The organism is Streptomyces sp. NPDC002156, from assembly GCF_053593675.1.
Window position 1 is genome coordinate 1 of sequence record NZ_JBSFDA010000310.1, and the last position, 5473, is coordinate 5473.

Genomic DNA, 5473 nt, shown 5'->3' on the forward strand with positions numbered 1-5473 from the left:
CGACTCTCCGCCAGGCCACATAGACCCGTTCGAGCGTCGACTGGACCAGGTCCTCCGCGGCGTGCTGCTCCCCCGTGAGGAGAAATGCCGTACGCATCAGCCGTGGCCAGCGGCCGACGACGAAGCTCTGGAACTCCTCGTCCCGAGCCGCTTTCCGATCCCGTTCCCCCATGAGCACCTCCTAGATGTTCAAAGGAGTCCACGAACCGCCCGAACCGTTGCCCCGATCCCAAAGAACTTTCCGGCGGGAACGTGACGGAGAGTCAGACACCCATGGTCAGGTCAAAAATTAGTTAGTACGCCAAAACATCGGAATAGTTGCCCAGGCACACAGGTTCATGTCACACGTACCCCCGTCCCCACGGCGAAACGCCACGATCAGCCTGCCTGGAGGCCCCACCCCATGACGCACACGACGACCGACCGGCCCACCGGGGATACCGGTGGCACCGGCAGAACGGGCGGGGCCATAGTCCCGGTGCTCGCCTTCGCGGGCATTGTTGTCGCGGTCATGCAGACCCTGCTCGTCCCCGTCATCAAGGACCTGCCCCAGCTGCTGAGCACCTCGCCCAGCAACGCCACCTGGGTGCTGACCTCGACACTCCTCTCCGGAGCCGTGGCCACGCCGATCATGGGCCGGCTCGGTGACCTGTACGGCAAGCGGCGCCTGCTGATCGCCAGCCTCTCCGTGATGGTGGTCGGCGCCCTCGTCAGCGCGCTCACCAGCGACCTGCTGACCATGATCGCCGGACGTGCGCTCCAGGGCTTCGCCATGGGCGCCATCCCCCTCGGCATCGGTCTGATGCGCGACATGCTGCCCCGCGAGAAGCTCCCCTCGGCGATGGCCCTGATGAGTTCCTCCATCGGCGTCGGCGGCGGCCTCGCGCTCCCCCTCGCCGCCCTGATCGCCCAGCACTCCGACTGGCACGCCCTCTTCTACGGCGCCGCCGCCCTCGGTGCCTTCGCCATCGCCCTCACCCTGTTCGTCGTACCGGAATCTCGGATGCGCGCGGAGGGCACCTTCGACGTGCTCGGCGCCATCGGACTCTCCGTCGGCCTCGTCCTCTTCCTCCTCCCGATCACCAAGGGCAGCGACTGGGGCTGGACCTCCCCCACCACACTCGGCCTGTTCGGCGCGTCCGCCCTCGTACTCCTCCTGTGGGGCGTACTGGAGCTGCGCCTGAAGGCCCCGCTGGTGGACCTGCGGACCACCGCCCGGCCCGCTGTCCTCTTCACCAACCTTGCCTCGATCATGGTCGGCGTCTCCTTCTACGTCGTCTCGCTCGTCCTGCCCCAGCTCCTCCAGCTGCCCACCGCCACCGGCTACGGCCTCGGCCAGTCGATGGTCATGGCGGGCCTGATCGTGGCCCCGCTCGGCCTGACGATGATGTTCACGGCCCCTGTCTATGCCCGGTTGTCCGCCAAGTACGGGCCCAAGGTCACCCTGATCCTCGGCCTGCTGATCATCGGCATCGGCTACGGCGCCGGCCTCGGCCTGATGAGCGCGGCCTGGCAGTCCCTCGTCATCGCGGTGGTCCTGGGCGCCGGCATCGGGCTCGCCTACTCCTCCCTTCCTGCCCTGATCGTCGGGGCGGTCCCGGCCTCCGAGACCGGCGCGGCGAACGGGCTCAACACCCTGATGCGGTCCATCGGTACGTCCGTGTCGAGCGCCGTCATCGGCATGGTGCTCGCCAACACCGCGAACCATGTGGGGGGCGTCGCGATCCCGACCATGCACGGTTTCCGGGTGTCGTTCCTGATCGCCACGGGGGCTGTGACTGTCGGGCTGGTGCTGGCGCTGTTCCTGCCGGGGCGGCGGCCGGACAGTGGGCTCCAGCTGCGGGCGAGCAGTAAGGACGACGCCTCGGTCGGCTCCGGGTTCCGTGGGCGGGTTCTGGGGACTGACGGGGTTCCGGTCTCGCGGGCCAAGGTCACGTTGATCGATCGGCGTGGGCGGCAGGCGGGAGCCACCTTGTCGGCGGAGGACGGGAGTTACGCGCTCGCCGTTCCTGCCCAGGGGGCGTATGTGCTGGCCGCGCGGGCTTCTGGGTATGGGCCGCATGCCTCGTCTGCGACGCATGCGGGTGGGGAAGGGGCGGTCGACTTGGACCTTTCCTTGCCTGGGGAGACGGTCAGCGCGTAAGCGCTCCGCGCACGAGCGGGGGCGGGTGCGGGGACAGGCGGCGCGGTTCGGGGCAACCGGCGGCGCCTCGCTGTCTGCCGGTGACCGGGTGACCGACGACGCCTCGGGCTCGGCAGCGTGGCCTCGGACGACGGCACCCACGCGAAGGCCGCGGTCCGGTGGAGACAGCGCAGCCCTCCCTGTTCAGTGCCGTGGGACGGTGCGAAATCCGTTGCTGTGACCCCGGGATGGCGGTGTACGGTCGTTCCCTGGCGGTTTCCCGGCCGCCTCTGGGTCCGCGGGCAGAGCTGCAAGCTCACCGGTTGTGCATGAAGGTCACTGGCAGATCTTCCAGCCCGATGTCGCGGACCCGCGGGCGCCGAGGAAGGACTGCCTTGTCCGATCAACCGCGCCGTCTCCCCGACCGGCCCAGCCTCCGGTACCTGAAGATCGAGGCGAAACGTCGCCTCTCCACAGGGGAGTTCGCGACACTTCACGAAGCCCAGCTGGCCATCGCCCGCGAGCACGGGCTGCCGAGCTGGACCGCACTCAAAGAACGCATCGAGGCCGAAACCCCGGCGAGCCACGCCCTGACGCACGTGCGGTGGGTGATGGCGCGCTTCGCGGCAGCCGGCACCCCGGGATGGACACCCCCCGACGAGGAGGAACTGCGCCGACACTTCGACGATCGTTACCTGAGCCTCGTACCGACGGACTGGGTGACCCACCTGTTCACCACGGTCGCCGAGCGACTGCGCGAGGGCCTCACCGACGTGCAGGCCGAACCTCTGTACCTTCGCGCACACATCGCCGACCTGCGCATCGAGGCGGCGACCGAGACCGAACCGCCGCACCGGCTGAGCAGTCTGCAGATGTATCCGGCGCGCGAAGTCGGTGCCGACCTCCCCGGTGAGCCGCCGACCTCTGGTTGAGCATGCGATCAAGTAACGGCATTGATCGGGACTGGCCAATCTCAATTTCGAGGAGCCTCATCAGCGCCCCTCAGCACGCACCCCCTGTCGTCAACATCGCCCGGGCTGTACGGCAGCATGGGGTCCCGCACGCCCGTACGACCGAAGGGACCCCCATGCCCCCGGCGCCCACGCCCGAGATCCTGGCCGCGTTCGAGGCCGCCAAGGGGTTCATGCCCCTGGACGAGGGGCTCGCGCTGTACGCGGCCGCCGTCGAGGCAGGGGGCCTCGGGCTCCCCTTCCTCGAAGTAGGGACGTACTGCGGACGATCCACCATCCTGCTCGCCGACGCGGCCCGTGCCGCCGGTGTCAGTGCTGTCACCGTCGATCATCATCGGGGCAGTGAGGAGCAGCAGCCGGGGTGGGACTTCCACGACCCTGACACCGTCGATCCGGAACTCAAGGTCATGGACACGCTTCCGCTCTTCCGGCGAGCCCTGCATCAGGCGGGCCTGGAGGACCACGTGATCGCGGTCGTCGGGCGTTCGCCGCAGGTGGCGCGGATCTGGAACTCCCCGCTCGGGCTCGTCTTCATCGACGGCGGACACACCGACGAGCACGCCACCGCCGACTACGAGGGCTGGGCCCCGCATGTCGCCGAGGGCGGGCTGCTCCTCATCCACGACGTCTTCCCCGACCCCGAGGACGAGTTCACCGGCCAGGCCCCCTACCGCGTCTACCTCCGCGCCCTCGCCTCCGGCACCTTCACGGAGGTCTCCGCGACCCGCTCGCTGCGCGTGCTGCGGCGAACGGGGGGCGGGGTCTGAGGGCCGGTTGGAGTCGCGGTCACGGCGTGCGCGCGATGCGCGATGGCCGCCCTCGCCTTCGGCACGGTGTTCTACCCTGCCCGCTCCGAGGCGGGCATCAACTACTCGAGGCTCGCGCCCGAGTGGCGCGGCGATCCACTCCAGGCAGCCTCTCGACCCGGCCTCGATCGCCACGGCAGCGATCTCCGGGTTCTTCCACGGATGGTTCTTCAGCAGGTGAACTTCCAGCTCCGGGTAGTGGGTGCGGGTGGTCTTGAGCAGCAGCTGCCACTCCTCGCCAGTGCCGAACTCGCCATCGTGCCAGAACGCTGACATGACGGGACCGACGATCTCTGCACCTGCCGCAAGCCGCTCGGCGACCACTGAGCGGGCGAGGGCGACAGCCTGATCGCGGGAGGGAGTTGCCGTGGACACCGGCAGGAAGTCAGTCATGCGCGGGAACGTAGTGAGGCTGCCTCGGGCACGCGAAAGGCCCTCTGCACGGCCGTGGTAGCCATACGGAGGGCCCTTCGGCTAAGTCTTCGGGACGGTCCAATCCACAGGCTCATCCAAATCCGACGGCGAGTACACCACCCGTTCGGCGCGCCCCTCCAACGGCACCTCGAACGTGATGTTCCCTCGCACGCAGTCCCCGCCCTTGACCTTCGTCTCCATCGGATACAGAGGCTCGGGCAAGCCGCTGCTCACGTGCGTCGGCTCCACCCGCACCCCATCCGCGTACGCGAGCGACCACGTGAACGGAGTCACGGGGAACGCATCCGTCCCCCGGTTACAGACCTTCACCTCGGCCAGCGCCCACTTCTGCCCATCCGACCCCAGCCCGGGATCACCGGTGATCCCCTGATCCTTGAAGGCGAGCACGGTTGCCGACCACTTACGGCCGTCGGCGCCGATGTCAGCGGTGTTGCCGAACTCGAAAGTCTCCTGGCTGGGTGACGGGGTGGGACTCGGGGTAGGGCTGGCAGACTCCGCCTTGGAGGCTTTCGCCACGGTCGGCTCTTCCTTGCTGCCGGAGGAGCAACTGGTGGTGACGGCGGCGAGTAGCAGGCAGGTGGCGATAGTGGTGTTACGGGTGCGCATGGACTCCCCCTGGACTTGCGTGTCGAGGTGGGCATCATGCGCCCGGCGATGCCCTGCTGTGAGGCATGTGTCCGTGTTGTGAACTCGGATGAGTGAGTATGCCTCCCTGCGGCTGCGCTGCGGGATGGTGCTGTCCAGTCCCGGCTGATCTCTTCGCCCCGGGCAGCGGGGCGTCCGACGCGCAACAACAGCGCCTCATTCTGGGCTGGGCTGTGAACCAGCGGATCGCGACTGGGTGGAGGGTGGAGTCCCGCTCGGAGACGCAGGCCGTCATGGCCCCGTGATCGTGTACCCGCCCGACGAGGACGGCGGCCGACGCGTGGGGGTCGACGGCGAGTTCCCCGGACGGGCGTACGGGCTGCGGGCCATCGCCGAGTTCCTGCGTCAGGCCGGGATCGAGGACATCGACGAGACCTACGCCGCCGCAGTTGGGCCTGATCGAGTGGCGAGATGGCGGCCCGGACATGTGGGAGCACTGACGCGGCCCACCAACCACTGAGGCTGGTGGGCCGCGGACAGCGCAGACCGCGCGC

General features: G+C 68.8%; 6 protein-coding genes and 1 pseudogene. 4 read left to right on the forward strand and 3 right to left on the reverse strand.

Annotation, left to right across the window (positions count from 1 at the left end; all coding sequences use genetic code 11):
- The coding region (locus tag ACWCRB_RS48790) for a sigma factor (protein ID WP_451002221.1) at window positions 1-172 on the reverse strand (172 nt) is incomplete at its 3' end.
- A 231-nt stretch (window positions 173-403) separates the two neighbouring features.
- Here ACWCRB_RS48790 and ACWCRB_RS48795 point away from each other — a divergent pair.
- The 3 genes from ACWCRB_RS48795 to ACWCRB_RS48805 all read left to right on the forward strand — a co-directional run bounded on the left by ACWCRB_RS48795 (window position 404) and on the right by ACWCRB_RS48805 (window position 3860).
- Entirely contained in the window at window positions 404-2143 is a 1740-nt protein-coding gene (locus ACWCRB_RS48795; RefSeq protein ID WP_451002216.1) for an MFS transporter, read from the forward strand.
- Between the two features lie 374 nt (window positions 2144-2517).
- Window positions 2518-3054: a hypothetical protein gene (locus tag ACWCRB_RS48800; RefSeq protein ID WP_451002217.1), complete on the forward strand. Its 537-nt coding sequence runs from the start codon at window positions 2518-2520 to the stop codon at window positions 3052-3054.
- Between the two features lie 155 nt (window positions 3055-3209).
- A complete protein-coding gene (locus ACWCRB_RS48805; protein ID WP_451002218.1) occupies window positions 3210-3860 on the forward strand; it encodes a class I SAM-dependent methyltransferase in 651 nt (216 codons plus the stop codon).
- A 189-nt stretch (window positions 3861-4049) separates the two neighbouring features.
- Here ACWCRB_RS48805 and cutA read toward each other — a convergent pair.
- Window positions 4050-4292 (reverse strand): annotated as a pseudogene (gene cutA, locus ACWCRB_RS48810) (divalent-cation tolerance protein CutA); the annotation flags it as partial.
- An 81-nt stretch (window positions 4293-4373) separates the two neighbouring features.
- Window positions 4374-4940, reverse strand: a complete 567-nt coding sequence (locus tag ACWCRB_RS48815) for a DUF4352 domain-containing protein (protein WP_451002219.1) — start codon at window positions 4938-4940, stop codon at window positions 4374-4376.
- 280 nt (window positions 4941-5220) lie between these two features.
- Between ACWCRB_RS48815 and ACWCRB_RS48820 the strand changes: the two genes are divergently transcribed.
- A complete protein-coding gene (locus ACWCRB_RS48820) occupies window positions 5221-5439 on the forward strand; it encodes a hypothetical protein (protein WP_451002220.1) in 219 nt (72 codons plus the stop codon).
- Window positions 5440-5473: the final 34 nt, after the last annotated feature.

Bases quoted from the DNA above. Each gene is read 5' to 3' on its own strand.
- ACWCRB_RS48815 (WP_451002219.1), bottom strand. From the start codon at position 4,940: ATGCGCACCCGTAACACCACTATCGCCACCTGCCTGCTACTCGCCGCC.
- ACWCRB_RS48805 (WP_451002218.1), top strand. From the start codon at position 3,210: ATGCCCCCGGCGCCCACGCCCGAGATCCTGGCCGCGTTCGAGGCCGCC.
- ACWCRB_RS48795 (WP_451002216.1), top strand. From the start codon at position 404: ATGACGCACACGACGACCGACCGGCCCACCGGGGATACCGGTGGCACC.